The organism is Aquitalea magnusonii, assembly GCF_003202035.1.
Classification (GTDB): domain Bacteria; phylum Pseudomonadota; class Gammaproteobacteria; order Burkholderiales; family Chromobacteriaceae; genus Aquitalea; species Aquitalea magnusonii.
The window spans coordinates 14,220-32,868 of sequence record NZ_QJKC01000015.1 but is presented as its reverse complement, the minus strand read 5'-3'; the positions used below and the strand labels follow the sequence as shown (position 1 = coordinate 32,868).

Below are 18,649 nucleotides of genomic sequence, written 5' to 3'. Positions count from 1 at the left end.
CTGCTGGTCATCATGCTGACATCAGGGCTATTTAGGCTGCTAACTTGCGCGATCAGGATGAGTAAAGTACATGGGTAACAAGGGGTGGATGGGCAGGTGGTGTCTGCTGTCATGCTGGGCCGTGCTGCATGCACTGCCTGCGCTGGCGGACTCCCGCGTTCTGACCATCGGGGTCGAGGCGCTGGATTACGCGCCTTATTACTATCTGGACAGCAATGGCAATTACCGGGGGCTGGCGCGGGATGTGCTGGATGCCTTTGCCCGCCGTCAGGGCTATGTCTTTGTCTACAAGCCGATGCCGACTGCACGGCTGATGCATGCCTTTCTGGCCGAGCAGAGTGTCGATTTCAAATTTCCCGATCATCCGCGCTGGAGTGTGGAAGCCAGGCGTGGCGTGCTACTCAGCTACAGCCTGCCGCTGGTGACGCTGAGCGAGGGCCTGCTGGTGCGTGCGCCACATCAGCCCTTGAAGCTGGAGCAGCTGCACAATATGGCCACCCTCACCGGTTTTACCCCGGTGGCTTATCTGGACCAGTTGCACAGCGGCCAGATCCGGCTGACGGAAAACAGCTCGCAGCAGGGGCTGTTGCGGCAGTTGCTGGTCGGGCGCGTGCAGGCGGTCTATCTGGACTGGAATGTCGGCATGCGCATGGCGCGTAGCATGGCGGCCGCCGGCCAGCTGGAACCGGCACGCGAATTGCCGGTGGACCGGGTGCCGCTGATGCTGTCCTCCACGCGCTATCCGGAAATCATCGACCAATTCAACCAATTCCTGCAGCAGCAAGCCGGCCTGTTGCAGCGTTTGCGCCAGCATTATCATCTGTCGGAATAAGCTGGCTTTTCGTGCAAGGCACAACGCGGCGTGCGTTCTGGCCGTCGCCTTGCTTTTCGCCGGGGGCGCTAGGCGGTAGAATCGTCCTTTGACTTTTCACTAGCTACCCCACGTCTATGCTTACCTTCCAGGAAATCATCCTTACCCTCCAGAATTATTGGAACGAGCAAGGGTGCGTCATCATGCAACCCTTCGACATGGAGGTGGGCGCCGGTACCTCGCATCCGGCCACCTGTCTGCGTGCCATCGGCCCGGAGCCGTGGAATGCAGCCTATGTGCAGCCCTCGCGTCGTCCCAAGGACGGCCGCTACGGTGAAAACCCGAACCGCCTGCAGCATTACTACCAGTTCCAGGTAGCGCTCAAGCCGTCGCCGGCCAATATCCAGGAACTCTACCTGGGTTCGCTCAAGGTGCTGGGCATCGACCCCACCGTGCACGACATCCGTTTTGTCGAGGACGACTGGGAAAACCCGACGCTGGGTGCCTGGGGCCTGGGCTGGGAAGTGTGGCTGAACGGCATGGAAGTGACCCAGTTCACCTACTTCCAGCAAGTGGGCGGCCTGGATTGCAAGCCGGTGCTGGGTGAGATCACCTATGGCATCGAGCGTCTGGCCATGTATCTGCAAGGTGTGGAAAACGTCTACGACCTGCTGTGGACGGTTTACCCGAATGGTCAGCGTGTGACCTACGGCGACGTTTACCACCAGAACGAAGTGGAGCAGTCCACCTACAACTTCGAACACGCCAATGTGCCCAAGCTGTTCGAACTGTTCAGCTACTACGAATCCGAAGCCAAGCGCCTGCTGGACATCCCGCTGGCGCTGCCGGCTTACGAAATGGTGCTCAAGGCCGGCCACTGCTTCAACCTGCTGGATGCGCGTGGTGCCATTTCGGTGACCGAACGTGCCACCTATATCGGCCGGGTACGCACCCTGTCGCGTGGCGTGGCACAAGCCTATTACGCCTCGCGCGAGGCGCTGGGCTTTCCCATGTGTCCCAAGGCCTGATTGCCAATGAAACTCAGGATCAGCCTGTTGCTTGCCCTGGCCGCCGCGCCGGCGCTGGCCGAAACCGCCGATTGGGGCGTCTACCAGCAGGGCTCTGCCCTGGAACTGGCCATGGACCGCAATGCCATCTGGGTGGAGAAAGACGGGCTGGTCCATTTTGTGAATCAGGAACGGTTCAGCGAACGCCAGTACGACAAGGCCACCGACATCAAGTATTACATCCGTCGCACCACCGGCTATGCCGATTGCGCCAGACAGCAATATGTTTTTGTCGGCTTCGAATACGCCAGTAAAAGCGGTCGTCAGCTGTACTCCACCATGTTTCCGGTACAACGTTTTGCCTGGAAATGGCAGCCGGTGGAAGCCGGCTCGGTGGCTGACACCATGTTGCAAGTCGTGTGCTATCTCGCCAAAACCGCTCCGCACAAGAAACCTGAATAAATCATGAACGCCACCCTGCTTATCGAGTTGCTCACCGAAGAGCTGCCGCCCAAGGCGCTGGAAAAGCTGTCGCTCAGCTTTGCCCAGACCATTTCCGAAGAACTGAAAAAACTGCAATTTGTCGCTGCCGATGTCGAGGCCATTGCCTTTGCCTCGCCGCGCCGTCTGGCGGTGCAGGTGCCGGCGGTGCTGGCGGTGCAGCCGGATCAGAAAATCGTGCGCAAGGGCCCGGCCGTGGCCGCTGGCATGAAAGATGGCCAGCCCACGCCGGCGCTGGCCGGTTTTGCCCGCTCCTGCGGCGTGGACGTGTCTGCGCTCAGCACCATGAGCGATGGCAAGCAGGATGTATTTGCCTACGAGAGCACCAAAACGGGCGAAGCACTGGCTGCCGTGCTCACCGATATCGTGGCGCTGGCGCTGAAAAAGTTGCCGATTCCCAAGCTGATGCACTGGGGCGATCTGGACTACCAGTTTGTGCGTCCGGTACATGGCCTGATCATGCTATGGGGCGAAACCGTGATCGAAGGCGGCGTGCTGGGCCTGTCCAGCCGCAATGCCACCCGTGGTCACCGCTTCCTGTCCTCCGGCGATGTGTTTGTCGAAAAAGCCGATGACTACGCCCGCGTGCTGTTCGAGCAGGGCAAGGTGCTGGCCAGCTTCAATGCCCGCCGCGAACTGATCAAGAAGCGCCTGGCTGACGCCGCCGCCGTGCATGGTGCCACCATTGCCGCCGACGATGCCCTGCTGGACGAAGTGACCGCCCTGGTGGAGTGGCCGGTGGTGCTGGAAGCCGGCTTCGAGGCCGAATTCCTCAAGGTGCCGCAGGAATGCCTGATTCTCACCATGCAGCAGAACCAGAAGTACTTCCCGCTGCTGGATGCCAATGGCAAGCTGATGAACCGCTTCCTGCTGGTGTCCAATCTGGAAACCGCCGACCCCAGCCACATCATCCAGGGTAATGAGCGCGTGCTGCGCGCCCGCCTGTCCGATGCCAAGTTCTTCTTCGAACAGGACCAGAAAGCCCGTCTGGAAACCCGTCTGGCCAAACTGGCCGAAGTGGTTTACCACAACAAGATCGGCAGCCAGCTGGAACGCGTGGAGCGCCTGCAGTCCATCGCCGGCCAGATTGCCGCGCAACTGGGTGCGGACCAGTCCGTGGCCGAGCGTGCCGCCTTGCTGGCCAAGGCCGACCTGGTCACCGACATGGTGGGTGAATTCCCCGAACTGCAAGGCGTGATGGGCATGTACTACGCCCAGCACGACGGCGAAAGCGAGGTAGTTGCCGCCGCCATCGAAGGCCACTACCACCCGCGCTTTGCCGGTGACAGCCTGCCGCAGGGCGATATCGCCACCGCCGTGGCACTGGCTGACAAGCTGGAAGCCATTGTCGGTATCTGGGGCATTGGCCTGATTCCCACTGGCGACAAGGACCCGTACGCCCTGCGTCGCGCTGCGCTGGGCGTGCTGCGCATGGTGCTGGCCGCCAAGCTGGACCTGAAGGCCCTGCTGGCGCTGGTGGCTGCGGCCTTCCCGGCCGGCAAGCTGTCCGCCACCACGGCAGATGAAGTGTTTGCCTTCATGATGGACCGCCTGAAGAACTATCTGGCGGCCGACTATCAGGCCGACGAAGTGGACGCCGTGCTGGCACTGGCACCTTCCGTGCTGAACGAAGTGCCGGCGGTGCTGGCTGCGGTGGCTGCCTTCAAGGCGCTGCCGGAAGCCGCCACCCTGGCTGCCGCCAACAAGCGGGTGAAGAACATCCTGAAGAAAACCGAAGGCGAAGTGGGCGAGGTCAATCCGGCCCTGCTGAGCGAAGCGGCCGAGCAGGCACTGTACGCTGCGGTGAGCGAACTGGCACCGCAGGTGGACGCCAAGTTTGCCGCCCACGACTTTGCCGGTGCGCTGGCGCAGCTGTCCAGCCTGAAGGCGCCGGTGGATGCCTTCTTTGATGGCGTGATGGTGATGGCGGACGACCTGGCAGTACGGGCCAACCGCATCGCCTTGCTGGCCCGCCTGGCAGCCCTGTTCAACCGCGTGGCGGATATCTCGCTGCTGGCGGATTAACCCGGGAAGGGAGTGGAGAGTCGGGAGTAGGGAGGAGGCGGCAAGTGTGGCCCCTTGCCATGTCATGGCAAAACACATGGCTGTTTACTCCCCACTCCCCACTCCCCGCTCCCTGAGCCCTACTCAGGAAGTGCTCTCTTAATCATGAAACTCGTTATCCTGGACCGCGATGGCGTCATCAACGAAGACCGCGATGATTTCGTCAAGAACACCATGGAGTGGGTGCCGCTGCCGCACAGCCTGGAAGCCATTGCCAACCTGACCCAGGCTGGCTGGCATGTGGTGGTGGCGACCAACCAGTCCGGGCTGGCCCGTGGCCTGTTCGATGTGCACGCGCTCAATGCCATGCATGAAAAGATGCACCGGCTGGTCGGGCAGGCCGGTGGCCGCATCGACGCCATCGCCTACTGCCCGCATGGCCCGGATCATGGCTGCGAATGCCGCAAGCCGCTGCCGGGCATGGTGCTGGAGCTGGCCGAGCGCTTCAATGTCAAGCTGCAGGGCCTGCCGCTGATTGGCGACAGCCTGCGCGATCTGGAATCCGTTGCCGCCGTGGGTGGCCAGCCCATCCTGGTGCGTACCGGCAAGGGCATGCAAACCCTGGAAAAGGGCGGCCTGCCCGAAGGAACGCTGGTGTTCGACGACCTGTTCGACGCCGCCGAGCACTTGATCAATCTGTGAACTGGCTAAGTCCAAGGCTGATATAACCCATGATCTGGATTCGTAATCTGATTTACTGGCTGTTGCTGCTGATTGTCACGCCGCTGTGCTTTCTGGGCCTGTTCATCGCCGCACCGCTGCCGCGCCGTACCCGCCATGTGTTTGGCGAGAGCTGGGCCAAGATCATGCTGTGGCTGCTGGTGCATGTGGTGGGGCTGAAATACCGGGTGATCGGCACGGAAAACATTCCGTCCGAGCCTTCCATCATCTGCTCCAAACATCAGTCCGGCTGGGAAACGCTGGCCTTGCAGAAAATCTTTCCTTCGCAGATTTATGTCGCCAAGCGCGAGCTGCTGTGGTTGCCCTTCTTCGGCTGGGGCCTGGCCTTGATGAACCCCATTGCCATCAACCGTTCCGACCGTTCCCGCGCCAATGACCGCATGCTGCAACAGGGGCTGGAGCGCAAGAAGCACGGCTTCTGGATTACCGTGTTTCCCGAAGGCACCCGCACCAAGCCGGGTGTGGCCGGCAAATACAAGCATGGTGCGGCACGCATGGCACGCCAGCTGGACATGCCGCTGGTGCCGGTGGCGCACAATGCCGGCGAATTCTGGCCACGCAATGCCTTTCTGAAATATCCGGGCGAGATCACCGTGGTGATCGGCCCGGCCATCCGCCCGCAAGACGGTGTTGGCCCGGAGGCCATGACCCAGCAGGCACAGCAGTGGATCGAGGCGCGCCAGCGCGAGATTGGCGGCGTCGGTCCCTTTGCCCATCCCGATGACAAGCGCCGCCGCCTGGACCATCCTGCCGCTGCCTGAGGGCGCGGTGGATGTGCACCTGATACGACGGGTGCGCAAAAGCATCGGCATCCGCATTGCCGATGGCCGGGTGGAGCTGATTGCCCATCCACGCATCAGCCAGGCCCGTCTGCGCGAGGTCTTGCTGGCGCGGCAGGACTGGATTGCCCGCCATGTGGTGATGCAGCGGGAACAAAAACAGCAACTGGCTGATCTGACAAGCTTGTCCTATCTGGGACGTCAACTGTCCATCCAGCTGCAGAGCGGCCAGCGCCGCACGGCGCGGCTGGACGGCGAAGTGCTGCAGGTGTGCGGTATTGCCCCCGGCGACACGGTTGGCCTGCAGGCCGTGGTCAGCGCCTGGCTCAAGCGTCAGGCCCAGTTATGCTTTGCCCAGCGGCTGGGCCATTTGGCCGCGCACTGCCCGCGTCAGCCGGGCAAGCTGTCGCTGTCATCGGCACGCACCCGCTGGGGCAGCTGTACCGCCCGCGGCGATATCCGTCTTAACTGGCGGCTGATGCAGGCCCCGCTGCCCATCATCGATTATGTGCTGGCCCATGAGCTGGCGCATTTGCTGCACATGAACCATTCTTCCGCCTTCTGGGCGGAAACCGCCCGCTTGTTTCCCGACTGGAAAAATGCTCGCCATTGGCTGAAACAACAGGGGAGTAGCCTGTTTCGTTTCGGCTAGGCGCCTGTCCGGTCGTGAGCGCAGGCGGTTTACTCGATACAGGAGTCATATCATGCAATTTCTGCACACCATGCTGCGCGTCGGCAATCTGGAACGTTCGCTGGCCTTTTACCAGGATGTACTGGGCATGCGCCTGCTGCGCCGCCAGGACTACCCGGAAGGCCGCTTTACCCTGGCTTTTGTCGGCTACGGGGACGAAGCCAGCCATACCGTGCTGGAGCTGACCCATAACTGGGATACCGATAGCTATGAACTGGGCAACGCCTTCGGCCATATTGCCATCGGGGTGGAGGATGCCTACCAGGCCTGTGAGGCGGTGCGCGCCAAGGGCGGCAAGGTGGTACGTGAGGCCGGCCCGATGAAGCACGGCACCACGGTCATCGCTTTTGTGGAAGATCCGGACGGCTACAAGATCGAGTTCATCCAGAAGGGCAGCCTGTAAGGCTTCCGGCTGCATGGCCTGCGCAGGTGGGCCGTCACAGGCCGGAGCACAGGGTTCCGGCCTTTTTCATGTGTACGCGGTATTCACGGAGCTTCAATGCCTTACGCACTGCGCAATCTGCTTGTTCTGCCGCTGCTGGCCCTGCCTGCGCTGGCGCAGGCGGCCGATCTGGATGGCAGCACGCTCAGCCTGGCCTGGGTGCTGCCCTTTGCCGGCATCCTGTTGTCCATTGCCCTGTTTCCCATTTTTGCACCGGGCTTCTGGCACCACCATTTCGGCAAGATCACCGCCTGCTGGACGGTTTTGTTCCTGCTGCCCTTTACCGCCAGCTTCGGGGTGGGCAGCGCCATCAGCCTGATCGTGCATGCGCTGGTGACGGAATACATTCCCTTCATCATGCTGCTGCTGGCGCTGTATACCGTGTCCGGCGGCATTCTGGTGGGTGGCAGCCTGCATGGTTCGCCCAGGGTCAATACCAGCATCCTGGCCATCGGCACGCTGCTGGCCTCCATCATGGGTACCACCGGGGCGGCCATGCTGCTGATCCGGCCCTTGCTCAAGGCCAATGACAACCGCAAGCACCAGGTGCATGTGGTGGTGTTCTTCATTTTCCTGGTGGCCAATGTCGGTGGCGGCCTGACGCCGCTGGGCGACCCGCCGCTGTTTCTGGGCTTTCTCAAGGGTGTGACTTTTGGCTGGACCTTCCAGCACATGCTGCTACCGGTGGCGCTGCTGGCGGCCTTGCTGTTGCTGGTGTTCTATGCGGTGGACAGCTATTTCTACCGCCGTGAGGACGAGGAGTTCAAGCCGCACCACGACCAGCCCTTGCGCTTGTACGGCAAGATCAATTTCCTGCTGCTGGCCGGCGTGGTGGGAGCGGTCTTGTTGTCCGGTTTCTGGCAGCCGGCGCTGCACTTCGAGCTGGCCGGCGTGCATGCCGAATTGCAGAATCTGGTGCGCGACGGCCTGTTGCTGCTGCTGACCATTATTTCCCTGTGGATCACCCCCAAGCAGGTGCGGGCGGGCAATGAGTTCAACTGGGCAGCGATTCTGGAAGTGGGCAAGCTGTTTGCCGGCATCTTTGTCACCATCGCGCCGGCCATCGCCATCCTGCGTGCCGGCACTGCCGGGCAGCTGGCCGGGCTGGTGCATGCGGTATCCGGGGCGGATGGCCAGCCGGTGAATGCCATGTATTTCTGGATGACCGGGCTGCTGTCCAGTTTCCTGGACAATGCACCCACCTACCTGGTGTTCTTCAACCTGGCCGACGGCGACGCCAGCACGCTGATGGGGCCGCTGGCGCAGACGCTGCTGGCCATTTCCATGGGGGCGGTGTTCATGGGGGCCAATACCTATATCGGCAATGCGCCTAATTTCATGGTGAAGGCCATTGCCGAGCAGCGCGGCGTGGCCATGCCCAGTTTCTTTGCCTACATGCTGTGGTCCATCGGCGTGCTGATGCCGCTGTTTGCCCTGCTGACCTGGATCTTCTTCTGATGCAAAAACGGCGCGCCGCCCCTGCGGGGCGCGCGCCGGATGCGGCTTGCTGAACTGGGCCTGCCTACCTGGGCTTGATGGCCGCCGGTTCCGGGCTGGTGCGCATGGCTTCGTCCCATACATGGCGGGGAATATGCGCTTGCAGGTAGTCCCTTGCCTTCTCCAGCAAATCTTCATCAATGTGGTGGCCGACAAAGGGCTCGATCTCGGCTGTGACATCGCTGCCCAGTGCGATCAGATGCTCGGCCGCCTGAACGCTGTGCTGATAGGGAATCACCGGATCCGCCTTGCCATGGAACAGATGCACCGTGGTCTGCGCCAGCGGTGCGTCTGGCAGGCTGGCGAAGCGGCCGCTGAACGCCAGCACGCGGCTGGCCAGTTCCGGCCTGGCGGCGGCCGCTTCCAGCGCCATGATGGCACCCTGGCTGAAACCCACCAGTGCGGTGGCCGCATGGCCCAGGCCGCTGTCCTGTTGCCAGCGTGTGACTGCCGCAAAAAAGTCGGGCAGGGCCGCGGCCACCCGGGCCGGGCGATTTTCCTCGGTGACGCCCTGTACCGAAAACCATTGGAAACCCTGGCCCAGATCGCTGGCATGGCTGCCGGCCACGCTGACAATCAGCGCCTGCGGAAAGCCTTTGGCCAGATACTGGCCCACTGGCTGCATGCTTTCCGGGCTGGCGCCCACGCCATGAAACAGCAGCATCAGTTGCTGTGGCTGGTCGGGGCGCTGGATGACGAGGTCGTGGGTCATGGTGATTCTCCAGAGGGGGCAGCGTTAGCTGACCACGGTGATTGAGGGCAATGTGCCGCGTCACGGGCGGCGTGCGAACAAGTGAATTATGCGGCCAAGGCGGCGTTATAATAGCCCCCTCGCGGTCAACACAGCATTTACTGTCATGCACATTCATATCCTGGGCATTTGCGGCACCTTCATGGGCGGCATTGCTGCCATTGCCAAGCAGGCCGGTCACACCGTCACCGGTTGTGATGCCAACGTCTATCCCCCGATGAGTACCCAGCTGGAGGCCATGGGCATCACTCTGACCCAGGGTTTTGGCGCCGAACAGCTGGAGCTGGGGGCCGATGTGTATGTCATCGGTAATGTGGTGAGCCGTGGCAAGCCGCTGATGGAGGAAATCCTCAATCGCGGGCTGCCCTATATTTCCGGCCCGCAGTGGCTGGCCGAGAATGTGCTGCACGACAAATGGGTGCTGGCGGTGGCCGGAACCCACGGCAAGACCACCACCAGCTCCATGCTGGCGTGGATTCTGGAAGATGCCGGCCTGGCGCCGGGTTTCCTGATTGGCGGCATTCCGCAGAATTTTGGCGTGTCCGCCCGCCTGCCCGGTGTGCCGGCACAGGACCCGGCCAGCATCAGCCCCTTCTTTGTGATCGAGGCCGATGAATACGACACCGCCTTTTTCGACAAGCGTTCCAAGTTTGTCCACTACCGTCCGCGTACTGCCATCCTGAACAATCTGGAATACGATCACGCGGATATCTTCCCCGACCTGGCCGCCATCGAAACCCAGTTCCATCACCTGGTGCGCACCATTCCGGCGCAGGGCCTGATTGTCAATAACGGGCGCGAAGCCAGCCTCACGCGGGTGCTGGAACGTGGCTGCTGGACGCCGGTGGAGGCTTTCGGCGTGGCGGATGGCTGGCAGGCCGGTGAGCCGGATGCCGAGGGACATTTCGATGTGCTGCTGCATGGCCAGCTGCAAGGCCGGGTGGAGTGGAAGCTGCTGGGCGAGCACAACCGCCTGAATGCGGTGGCCGCCATTGCCGCTGCCCGCCATGCCGGCGTGGCGGTGCGCGATACCATCGCCGCGCTGGCGCGCTTTGACAATGTCAAACGCCGCATGGAAGTGCGTGGCCAGGTGGCTGGTATCACCGTCTACGACGACTTTGCCCATCACCCCACCGCCATTGCCACCACGCTGGAAGGCTTGCGCCGCCATGTCGGCAGCGCGCGCATTCTGGCGGTGCTGGAGCCACGCTCCAATACCATGAAGCTGGGCACCATGAAGGACGCCTTGCCCGGCTCGCTGACACGGGCCGACCGGGTATTCTGCTCGGCCGCCGGCCTCAACTGGAGCCCGGCCGAGGCCTTGCTGCCGCTGGGCGACCAGGCGCAAACCTTCGACCAGCTGGATACGCTGATCGCCGCCATTCTGGCCGAGGCCAAGACCGGCGACCATATCCTGGTGATGAGCAATGGCGGTTTCGGTGGCATTCACCAGAAACTGCTGGATGGACTGGCTGCCGCTCAGGCACACTGAACGCCCATCCCTGAAGAAAGCCCGCCATGCCACCGTCCCTGCACTGGTTGACCTTTGCCCTGCTGGCGCTGGGCATGGTGCTGACGCCAGGCCCCAATATGGCCTATCTCTTGTCGCGCTCCATCTGCCAGGGGCGGCGCGCCGGCCTGATTTCGCTGGCGGGCGTCGGCGCGGGCTTTCTCTGCTACATGTTATGCGCCGCGCTGGGCATCAGCGCGCTGCTGCTGGCGGTGCCGCTGGCTTACGATGCGCTGCGTTTGGCCGGGGCGGGCTATCTCATGTATCTGGCCTGGCAGGCGCTGCGACCGGGTGGCCGCTCGCCTTTCGAGCTGCGCCAGCTGGCCGCAGACAGCCCACGCAAGCTGTTTGCCATGGGCATGCTGACCAATCTGTTGAATCCCAAGGTGGCGGTGATGTATCTGTCGCTGCTGCCGCAGTTTATCGATACCGCGCAGGGCAGTGTGCTGGCCCAGTCGCTGTGGCTGGGCTTTACCCAGATCACCATCAGCCTGCTGGTCAATGCGCTGCTGCTGTTGCTGGCCGGCAGCATGGCGCGTTTCCTGAGTGGCCGTCCGCTGTTTTTGCGCCTGCAGCGCTGGCTGATGGGCGGCGTGCTGGCGGTCATGGCTGTGCATCTGGCCCGCCAGGGCCGTGGCTGAGCCCGCTCAGGCCTGGCGGTGTATCTGGTTGGCGCCGGCAATGCGCGCCAGGCTCAATGCACCCTGCAAACGCTCCAGCATGGCATTGGGCGAGTTTTCTTCCCGCCGCAGCGCACTGATGCCGATGCAGGCCTGGGCCTTTTGTTCCTGTCCCTGATGGATATAGGTCAGTTGGCCCAGCGAGTGCAGCAGCCTGCGTCCCAGTTCGTGGGCGCCTTCCAGATTGGTATTGGGCATCAGCACCAGAAACACATCATCTTCCTGCCGTGCCACCTGATCGCTGTCACGCGTGCTCTGCACGCACAGGCTGCCGGCCAGCCGCAGCAGGTGGCGTCGGGCCGAGCCATTGTCCTGTTGCGGGATCAGCTGCGGAATATTGATCAGTTGCACCGCCATGCCTGACAGATCGCCGCCATAGCGGCGGATGCGCCCGGTTTCGGCATGCGCTCCGCTCAGTAGTTGCGGCATGCCCACCACGCCGGTGAGCTGGTCGTCATCGTGGCTGGGCTGTTGTTCGTGCTTCATGCTTTTCACCAGATTGAGCGAGCGTTCCACCAGTTGGTGTTCGAAATTGAGCAATTGGCTCATCAGCTGACTTTCGGTACGGTCACTGAAGCTGATCACCAGCGTCATGCTGTCATCCAGCAGCACCTCGCGCAGCGATAGCTGCACCTCGAAATGCCGGCCGGTGGCGGTTTTCATTTGCAGGCGCCGGTTATAGACCATGCTGTTGCTGGCCAGCAAGGTCATGAGTTCGGCGGCATCGGCCGGGTGCTGCAGATACTGCACGAAATCGCGGCCCAGCAATTCGTCGTGCGGTGTGGCCAGCAGGATGGCCGCCAGCTGGTTGGCGCTGATGATGCGGCCGCTGGCGGGCTGTGCCAGCAACAGGGCACCTTGCACGGTGTCGATCAGCGACTGGAAAGAGGGGAAGCTGGCCATGGGGCATACCTGGGCTGAATGGCAGTTGAGTGCCTGATGTGTTCAGTCTAAGCCAGCAGGCGGAGGATTTCACCTGCAGACGGCAGCCGCCGCTGGCGGTGTTTCAGCGTTCCAGGATGGCGCGGCGGTGGCGGCGGAAAACCCAGCGTTCCCATAGCGGGCCGGTCTGTTCGTCTGCCGGCAGTTGCAGGCGGGCGGTAATGGCATAGGCCTCGTCCGGTGTCGGGCACTGCGCCTCGATGCGCGCGGCCAGAAACAGCATCAGCGCCGAATCGGCATTGGGCGACAGGGCGATCTGCACCGTGTCACCCACCCGCCACGGGTGGTCGGACAACCAGGCGATGCTGTCCAGTCCCAGCCGGCAGCGGGTCAGTGGCGGTCGGTCGGGGTGATGGCCGAGCAGCGAGATTTCCAGCGCCAGATCCAGCTTGGCCTCCAGCCTCACCAGCATCGGGTCGGGTTCTTCCGGCGTTTCGCTGGGTGCGGCCAGCACCCGCAGCGCCAGCCGGGTTTCGCGCTGGCGCGCCGGTGAGCATTGCTCTTCGCTGAGCAAGTGCACGCTCAGCGGCAACATGGCATCGAAACTGGCACTGTCCAGCTGTGGCAGCGGGCTCATGACGCTCTCCTCGCAATGGGCAATCAGGCGAACAGTCTGCTGACGCCGTCCAGCCCCATGACATTGATGGCCACATCGGCCTGGGCCTGCACCACCGGCTTGGCGCGGTAGGCGATGCCGACGCCGGCCTCTCCCAGCATCAGCAGGTCGTTGGCGCCATCACCCATGGCGATGACCTGATCCGGGCGCAAGCCCAGTTGTGTGCGTTTTTCAATCAGCAGGCGCTGCTTGGCGGCGGCGTCGACTATCTCGCCCACCACGCGGCCGGTCAGTTTGCCGTCCACCACTTCCAGCTGGTTGGCGTAGGCGTAGTCCAGACCCAGTTGCTGCTTGAGTTTTTCGGTAAAGAAGGTGAAACCGCCGGAAACCAGCATGAAGCGGATGCCGTTTTCCTTGCAGCTGGCCAGCAGCTGCTCGGCGCCGGGGCTCAGTTGCAGGCGTTCTTTATAGACCTTTTCCAGCGCGCTTTCCGGCAGGCCGGCCAGCAGGCTCACCCGTTCGCGCAGCGAGGCGGAGAAGTCCAGTTCGCCACGCATCGAGCGTTCGGTAATGGCGGCCACCTGCGGCTTGATGCCCTGCATGTCGGCGATTTCGTCGATGCACTCGATGGTGATCAGGGTGGAGTCCATATCGGACACCAGCAGGCCGAAGTTGGCCAGCTGCAGGCTGCTGTCGACAAAGGCGAAGTCGTAGCCCAGGGCCTGGCAGCAGGCGCTGATGGCATCACGGCTGGCCGGGTCGGCCTGCTCCAGCCGGGCACATTCGAGCGAGGGCTGGCTGATGCGGCTGGCACCGGCCAGTGCGGCCAGTTCCTGCAATTCCTTGCTGTCGAGACGGGGGGACTGGATGACGAGGGTAAGAGACATGGGCGGGCGGATGTGGAGTTGGGCAATACGCCATTATGCCACTGCCGGGCAGTCTGCCGGAATGCCCGTGTATCAGGGCAGGCTGGCGGCGGCTGGTGCCGCGCCGGGCCTGCCCGCAGGCTTCAGGCCGGCAAGCGCGGCTTGCCGCGCCAGCTCCGCCAGGCGGCATCCAGCGACAGGCAGCCGGGGCCGAAAGCAAACAGGGTCAGCAGCAGCATGGCCCAGTAGTAGTGGAACTGGCGGGTGATGTCGGTGAGGTCGGGATAGCTGATGACGGCCATCAGGTTGACCACGAACAGCCCGGCGGCGGCAAAGCGGCCAAACAGGCCGGCCACCAGCAGGCTGGAAAACACCGTTTCGCCAAAGGTGCCCATCACCGCGGCCAGCGCGGGTGGCAGCAGCGGCACATGGTAGTCATTGGAAAACAGCAATAGCGTGGTGTCCCAGTCCTCCAGCTTGGTCAGGCCGGATTTGAAAAACACATTGGCCACCCACAGCCGGAACAGCAGCAGCACCAGCGGACGGGCGGTGTGACTGGCCTGGTCGAACAGCCGCTGCAGCGGCAGCAGTTTTTGTCTGAGAACTTGCATGGTCGGTCTCCCGTGAGGTGGGCAAGCCGCGTCCCTCCGCGTGCTGGCGGATGGGCTGCCTGCGTGGTTTTACAGTTGGTAGTGGCTGAGCAGGCCATCGGCAAACAGCCGTGCCAGCCCGGCTTGCAGATCGAAATCATCCTGTGCTGCCAGGGCCTGCCCGGCGGCCTCGCCCAGCGGCTGGCCATCCTGCAGCGCCAGCAATAGTGCGGCCATGCCGGCCGTTTCTGCCTGCACCCGGACCTTGCCGGCGTGGCGGCTGACCAGTGCCGGTTCGCCGCCGGCCTCCAGGTTCACATTCAGCGTCTGTCCGGGTTGGTGTCCCTGCCAGATCGAGACCACCGGCCAGCGGGATGACAATGCGCGGCTGCTGTCGCAAAAAGCGAAGCGCAGCTGGCCGAACTGTTCCGGATGGATGTCCGTCAGCGCGCTGGCCGTCAGCGGGGTCTGGTCGATGGCGTAATAGCTGCGGTGCACTGCCCATTCCAGCCGGGCCACATCGGCCAGATAAGGCAGTGTCTGTGCCGGCGGGAAGTCCTGCAGGAAATCACCAAAGCTGCCGCCATAGCGGTGCAGATTGCCACTGTATGAGGCGTGCTGCTTGCTGTATTCACGGGCCAGCCCGGTCATGAATTCCTCGCCGACGATCTGGCCGGTCACCGGATAGATCATCTTGAGGGTTTCGATCAGGCCGACGCGGTAGTTGTTGCGATAGACCGCCAGTCCGGCCGGGCGCAGGCCCAGAGCGGCATCCGGCTGCTGCGCGGTATGGGCGATCAGCTCCAGCAGCTCTGCCTGCCAGCGTGCTTCAGGCGTCATGGCGTGCTCCTTGCAGGATGGTGTCGGCCTTGGCTGCTTCGGCCTGCAGCGTGTCCAGTGGCGGAATGTCCAGGTCCCACTCAATCAGCGTCGGGCGCGGGCCGATGCTGGTGATGACCTGGGCGTACAGCTGCCATACGCCGGGATGCACCGGCTGGCTGTGGGTGTCCACCAGCATGCCTTCGCCCTCGCTATAGCCGGCCAGGTGGATTTCGCCAATCGCCGCTGCGGGTAGCGCAGAGAGTACGGCCTGCACGTCCGTGCCCAGATTGATGCCGTTGACGTAGAGATTGTTGACGTCCAGCAGCAGACCACAGCCGGTGCGGGCCACCAGTTCGGCCAGAAACTCGCCTTCGTTCATCTCGTTGCCGGGAAACTCCACATAGCTGGACAGGTTTTCCAGCAGGATGCGCCGTCCCAGCGCCTGCTGCGTTTCATCCACATGGCTGGCAATCACCGCCAGCGAGGCCATGGTATAGGGGATGGGCAGCAGGTCGTTCACATAGCGCTGGGCACTGTGGTTGAACGACAGGTGTTCCGATACCGCGGGCGGCTTGATGGCATCCACCAGCCGCTTGAGGGCGGCCAGATGCTCTCCGTCCGGACGTACCAGCGAACCCAGTCCCAGTCCCACGCCGTGCAGCGACAGCGGATAGTGGCTGGCCACCCGCTGCAGCATGGCCAAGGGCATGCCGCCATCGAAAAAGTTTTCGCTGTGGACTTCCACCCAGCCTAGTGGCGGCAGGGTGTCCATGACCTGACGATAGTGGGGTGCGCGCAAGCCGATGCCGGCGACGGCGGGAAGGGAAGACGGAGTCATGACCAGGTTTACCGGAAGGGAGGTGAAGGGAAGGTTGCCGGCGCGGGCCGGCAACCATGCCGGGGCGGATTACTTGGCCAGCATGCCGCCCATTTTTTCACAGCTGCCCTTGGCAACGTATTTCCAGTCGCCCGGATCCTTGTCCTTGGTGGCCTGGCCGGCGCAGGAGTGGGTGCCGGTGGCGGAAGCGCAGTCGTTCTTGCCAGCCTGGGCGATGCCGAAGCATTTTTCCTTGTCGGCAGCGGCGGCCGGGGTGGCGCTCAGGGCGCCCATGGCGACAACGGTACCGAGGGCGGTGGCAAGCAGGGCTTTGGATACATTCATGGTGATTCTCCTTTGAGGCAGGTTCAAGCGGGTTTTATGGTGAGCCATTTGCGCCGGATCGGGCAGCCTGGCGGGCTACCCGGCGTACGTCATGTTAAAGATAGACTGTTTATTGTTTCATTGGTGCCATGGTATTGCCACCCATCTGTTGGCAGCTGCCCTTGGCTACCAGCTTCCAGTCGCCCGGGTCCTTGTCCATGGTGGCCTGGCCTTTACAGCCATGCACGCCGGTGGCGGAGGCGCAGTCGTTCATGCCGGCCATGGCCACGCCATAGCATTTTTCCTGTTCGGCGGCCTGGGCCGGTGCGGCGGCCAGGGCGGCCAGGGTAACGACAGCACCGAGGGCGGAAGCAAGCAAGGTCTTGGAAGCGTTCATGTCAATCTCCTGTCGGGGGGTAGCGGCAAGTGCCGGGTTTCAGGAGTCAGTCGCGCGGGCCGGGGCTTTCTTACACGGTGGCGGAAAATTTTTTGAAATTATTTGCATTTCGCTGCGCTTGGCTGCTGTTGCAAAAATTTCAACGATGTTTCCCGCAAGCCTGCTGCGTGACCGTCTCTGCAGCATAAGTCGGCCTTACTGTCGGCTTCTTACAATGACAGGCAAAAAAAAATCGGGCGACCAGGCGCCCGACGGTTTAACGGATGTTGACCACCTTGTGCGTCTGCACCGACAGCCGCCAGCGCGGATGGGCCATGCAGTAGGCAATGGCGGCGCGGGTATTGGCTGCCAGCTCCGGTCCGTCCATCGGCTGCAGGTAGAAAGTGTCGAACTGCAAGTGGGCGACGGTTTCCGGTAGCTGGGTGGCTTGCGGGTAGACCAGCTTCAGCTCGTTGCCGCTGGTTTGCAGCAAGGGTGCACCCGCCTTGGGGCTGACGCAGATCCAGTCAATACCTGCCGGGGCGGCGATGGTGCCATTTGTTTCCACCGCGATTTCAAAGCCCTCGGCATGCAGGGCAGCGATCAGCTCGGCGTCCAGCTGCAATAGCGGCTCACCACCGGTGCATACCACATAGGGCGTGCCGCCGCTGCCGGCTGGCCATTCACTGGCAATGCGCGCAGCCAGTTCGGCGGCGCTGGCGAATTTGCCGCCGTCCGGACCGGTGCCGACAAAGTCGGTATCACAGAACTGGCAGACGGCTTTGCTGCGGTCTTCCTCGCGGCCCGACCACAGATTACAGCCGGCAAAGCGGCAGAACACGGCGGCGCGGCCAGCCTGGCGGCCTTCGCCCTGCAGGGTATAGAAGATTTCCTTTACCGTGTACATGCTCATTCCCCCTGCAACAGCGGCCAGCGCATGTCGTCATGGAACAGCAGGGAAACGCCGCTGTGCTCGTCGTCCATCAGGTCGATACGGGCCAGCTCCGGCACCAGTGGTGACAGGTGGGCATGAATCCACTCGGCCACCGACTGGCTGTGGCCGTCGCGCACGCCGGCCAGCTTGTCCAGCGGATTGTGGTCCAGCTGGCGGTACAGCGGTTTGAAGCGGTCCTTGACGTCGCCAAAGTCCAGCAGCCAGCCCATGGTGCGGTCCAGGCTGCCGGTGAGCATCAGCCGCACCAGATAGCTGTGGCCGCTGTAGTTGCCATGGCAGTCGAAAGGCACGGCGCTTTCAAAGCGCTGTTCCTTCCAGATGCGGAAGCGCTTGCCGTCGAACTGGCTGCCGGCGGTATGGGTTTCGCGTACTTCCACCCAGGCCAGGCCTGTCAGGCCTGCGTCTTGCAGCGCGTGGTACAGCCAGGCGGCAATCACCTCGCTGGTGGGGTTTTCCAACCCCGGAATGTCGTTCAGATAGCGTTGGTGCAGCCGCAAAAACAGCGGTGCCCAGGCGGCTTCCAGCTGGCGCTGGCTGCAGTACTGGGCATTGGCAACAATGCGTACGCCAAAGCCGTGGCCGTGCAGGCGGCCGCATTTGTGGCCGGCCGGCACATTGGGCAGATGGTGGGCGGCTTCGAAACGGGCGGCGATCCAATAGAGGGCGGTACCGTTTTCCAGCATCACCCCGCGCTCGGGGGTGCTTTGCAGCAGCAGGGCGGCCGGGCAGGGCAGGGCATCCTTGATGTGCTGCGCCAGGCTCAGGTCGTCGCACTGTGCCAGCTGCTGGTTGAGATCGGCATAGTCTAGCGGTGCCAGTACCCGCTCCAGTGCGGCGTGCAGTTCGTTTTGTGCAATGTGGGTGACATCGGCACGGGCCAGGGCACGGAAGCTGTGGCCGTGCAGGCCGTTCAGGCGTTGTTCGTCTCCGGGCACGCGGCGCGCCGCTTCAAAGCGGCCACCGGCCAGCAGGCAGGATGCATGCATG

The 18,649-nt window shown here is 62.9% G+C and carries 22 protein-coding genes; 11 read left to right on the top strand and 11 right to left on the bottom strand.

All coding sequences use genetic code 11. The features are described from left to right. Positions 1 to 70 precede the first annotated feature (70 nt). The 9 genes from DFR38_RS15650 to DFR38_RS15610 all read left to right on the top strand — a co-directional run bounded on the left by DFR38_RS15650 (position 71) and on the right by DFR38_RS15610 (position 8,434). Positions 71 to 832, top strand: a complete 762-nt coding sequence (locus DFR38_RS15650; RefSeq protein ID WP_082693613.1) for a substrate-binding periplasmic protein — start codon at positions 71 to 73, stop codon at positions 830 to 832. A 116-nt stretch (positions 833 to 948) separates the two neighbouring features. Further along, positions 949 to 1,839, top strand: coding sequence for a glycine--tRNA ligase subunit alpha (glyQ, locus tag DFR38_RS15645; protein ID WP_110313609.1), 891 nt, complete (start codon positions 949 to 951; stop codon positions 1,837 to 1,839). Positions 1,840 to 1,845: 6 nt separating this feature from the next. Further along, the gene (locus tag DFR38_RS15640) at positions 1,846 to 2,280 is read left to right on the top strand and encodes a surface-adhesin E family protein (RefSeq protein ID WP_059286966.1); all 435 of its coding nucleotides are present in this window, start codon (positions 1,846 to 1,848) and stop codon (positions 2,278 to 2,280) included. 3 nt (positions 2,281 to 2,283) lie between these two features. Next, positions 2,284 to 4,344, top strand: a complete 2,061-nt coding sequence (glyS, locus tag DFR38_RS15635; protein ID WP_110313608.1) for a glycine--tRNA ligase subunit beta — start codon at positions 2,284 to 2,286, stop codon at positions 4,342 to 4,344. A 144-nt stretch (positions 4,345 to 4,488) separates the two neighbouring features. Then, the gene (gene gmhB, locus DFR38_RS15630; protein ID WP_059287294.1) at positions 4,489 to 5,025 is read left to right on the top strand and encodes a D-glycero-beta-D-manno-heptose 1,7-bisphosphate 7-phosphatase; all 537 of its coding nucleotides are present in this window, start codon (positions 4,489 to 4,491) and stop codon (positions 5,023 to 5,025) included. A 29-nt stretch (positions 5,026 to 5,054) separates the two neighbouring features. Beyond that, positions 5,055 to 5,825, top strand: coding sequence for a lysophospholipid acyltransferase family protein (locus DFR38_RS15625; RefSeq protein WP_059287293.1), 771 nt, complete (start codon positions 5,055 to 5,057; stop codon positions 5,823 to 5,825). After that, the gene (locus DFR38_RS15620) at positions 5,785 to 6,495 is read left to right on the top strand and encodes a M48 family metallopeptidase (RefSeq protein WP_059287292.1); all 711 of its coding nucleotides are present in this window, start codon (positions 5,785 to 5,787) and stop codon (positions 6,493 to 6,495) included. The genes DFR38_RS15625 and DFR38_RS15620 overlap by 41 nt, the downstream gene beginning before the upstream one ends. Positions 6,496 to 6,547: 52 nt before the next feature. Then, the gene (gloA, locus tag DFR38_RS15615; protein ID WP_059287291.1) at positions 6,548 to 6,937 is read left to right on the top strand and encodes a lactoylglutathione lyase; all 390 of its coding nucleotides are present in this window, start codon (positions 6,548 to 6,550) and stop codon (positions 6,935 to 6,937) included. A 96-nt stretch (positions 6,938 to 7,033) separates the two neighbouring features. Beyond that, positions 7,034 to 8,434 carry a sodium:proton antiporter gene (locus tag DFR38_RS15610; protein WP_110313607.1) on the top strand — a complete coding sequence of 467 codons (1,401 nt, stop codon included), beginning with the start codon at positions 7,034 to 7,036 and terminating at the stop codon, positions 8,432 to 8,434. Positions 8,435 to 8,498: 64 nt separating this feature from the next. Here the strand turns inward: DFR38_RS15610 and ypfH are convergent, their stop codons facing one another. Next, a complete protein-coding gene (ypfH, locus tag DFR38_RS15605; protein ID WP_059287290.1) occupies positions 8,499 to 9,185 on the bottom strand; it encodes an esterase in 687 nt (228 codons plus the stop codon). Positions 9,186 to 9,330: 145 nt separating this feature from the next. Here ypfH and mpl point away from each other — a divergent pair, with 145 nt between their 5' ends. Then, positions 9,331 to 10,716: a UDP-N-acetylmuramate:L-alanyl-gamma-D-glutamyl-meso-diaminopimelate ligase gene (gene mpl / locus DFR38_RS15600; RefSeq protein ID WP_110313606.1), complete on the top strand. Its 1,386-nt coding sequence runs from the start codon at positions 9,331 to 9,333 to the stop codon at positions 10,714 to 10,716. A gap of 26 nt (positions 10,717 to 10,742) precedes the next feature. Then, positions 10,743 to 11,375 carry a LysE family translocator gene (locus tag DFR38_RS15595; protein WP_059286412.1) on the top strand — a complete coding sequence of 211 codons (633 nt, stop codon included), beginning with the start codon at positions 10,743 to 10,745 and terminating at the stop codon, positions 11,373 to 11,375. A gap of 6 nt (positions 11,376 to 11,381) precedes the next feature. Here DFR38_RS15595 and DFR38_RS15590 read toward each other — a convergent pair whose 3' ends face one another. From DFR38_RS15590 to DFR38_RS21790, 10 genes are all read right to left on the bottom strand, one after another. Beyond that, complete coding sequence (locus DFR38_RS15590; RefSeq protein WP_059286411.1) at positions 11,382 to 12,317, bottom strand: GGDEF domain-containing protein; 936 nt, start codon at positions 12,315 to 12,317, stop codon at positions 11,382 to 11,384. Between the two features lie 103 nt (positions 12,318 to 12,420). Beyond that, positions 12,421 to 12,933: a hypothetical protein gene (locus DFR38_RS15585; protein ID WP_059286410.1), complete on the bottom strand. Its 513-nt coding sequence runs from the start codon at positions 12,931 to 12,933 to the stop codon at positions 12,421 to 12,423. Between the two features lie 23 nt (positions 12,934 to 12,956). Further along, positions 12,957 to 13,799 (bottom strand): phosphoserine phosphatase SerB, encoded by an 843-nt coding sequence (gene serB, locus DFR38_RS15580; RefSeq protein ID WP_110313605.1) that lies wholly within the window; start codon positions 13,797 to 13,799, stop codon positions 12,957 to 12,959. Between the two features lie 122 nt (positions 13,800 to 13,921). Further along, the gene (locus tag DFR38_RS15575) at positions 13,922 to 14,389 is read right to left on the bottom strand and encodes a DoxX family protein (protein ID WP_059286409.1); all 468 of its coding nucleotides are present in this window, start codon (positions 14,387 to 14,389) and stop codon (positions 13,922 to 13,924) included. Positions 14,390 to 14,458: 69 nt separating this feature from the next. Continuing rightward, on the bottom strand, positions 14,459 to 15,208 hold the full coding sequence (locus DFR38_RS15570) for an HvfC/BufC N-terminal domain-containing protein (RefSeq protein WP_110313604.1): 750 nt from the start codon (positions 15,206 to 15,208) through the stop codon (positions 14,459 to 14,461). After that, positions 15,198 to 16,028, bottom strand: a complete 831-nt coding sequence (gene bufB, locus DFR38_RS15565; protein ID WP_059286408.1) for an MNIO family bufferin maturase — start codon at positions 16,026 to 16,028, stop codon at positions 15,198 to 15,200. Before bufB ends, DFR38_RS15570 begins: the two co-directional genes overlap by 11 nt. A gap of 69 nt (positions 16,029 to 16,097) precedes the next feature. Continuing rightward, positions 16,098 to 16,352 (bottom strand): BufA1 family periplasmic bufferin-type metallophore, encoded by a 255-nt coding sequence (locus tag DFR38_RS15560; RefSeq protein ID WP_059286407.1) that lies wholly within the window; start codon positions 16,350 to 16,352, stop codon positions 16,098 to 16,100. A 109-nt stretch (positions 16,353 to 16,461) separates the two neighbouring features. Beyond that, positions 16,462 to 16,728 (bottom strand): BufA1 family periplasmic bufferin-type metallophore, encoded by a 267-nt coding sequence (locus tag DFR38_RS15555; RefSeq protein ID WP_059286406.1) that lies wholly within the window; start codon positions 16,726 to 16,728, stop codon positions 16,462 to 16,464. A 256-nt stretch (positions 16,729 to 16,984) separates the two neighbouring features. Further along, positions 16,985 to 17,620 carry a 7-carboxy-7-deazaguanine synthase gene (queE, locus tag DFR38_RS15550; RefSeq protein WP_233170648.1) on the bottom strand — a complete coding sequence of 212 codons (636 nt, stop codon included), beginning with the start codon at positions 17,618 to 17,620 and terminating at the stop codon, positions 16,985 to 16,987. Continuing rightward, on the bottom strand, positions 17,617 to 18,648 hold the full coding sequence (locus DFR38_RS21790; RefSeq protein WP_059286405.1) for a 6-carboxytetrahydropterin synthase: 1,032 nt from the start codon (positions 18,646 to 18,648) through the stop codon (positions 17,617 to 17,619). Before DFR38_RS21790 ends, queE begins: the two co-directional genes overlap by 4 nt. Position 18,649 lies beyond the last annotated feature (1 nt).